General features: G+C 67.2%; 1 pseudogene. It reads left to right on the forward strand.

Features of this window, described 5'->3' with window-relative positions:
• Positions 1-274, forward strand: a pseudogene (locus tag AAEZ05_RS28600) (cation-transporting P-type ATPase); the annotation flags it as partial.

Raw genomic sequence — 274 nt, forward strand, 5'->3', positions numbered from 1 at the left:
GGTCAGCCGAGCGTTGGCGGGGTTGGCGAGCCAGGAGCAGATGCTGGTGCTTAGCGACATCCGCGAGCGTCAGGGCCTGGGCGTGGTCGCCCAGACCGAGCAGGGCGAAGCAGCGCTCGGACGGCCGGAGTTATTTGAACAGTTGGGCATCGTCACCACCGCCGTGCCCATCCACGATGGCCCGATTGCCGGGTTGGCGTTGAACGGCGAGTTCCTGGCCTGGCTGCTGTTGGCCGACAGCGTCAAACCCGAAGCGCGCCAGGCCCTGCAAGAG

Origin of the sequence: Pseudomonas sp. HY13-MNA-CIBAN-0226, from assembly GCF_040310305.1 — a bacterium.
Taxonomy (GTDB): Bacteria; Pseudomonadota; Gammaproteobacteria; order Pseudomonadales; family Pseudomonadaceae; genus Aquipseudomonas; species Aquipseudomonas gregormendelii.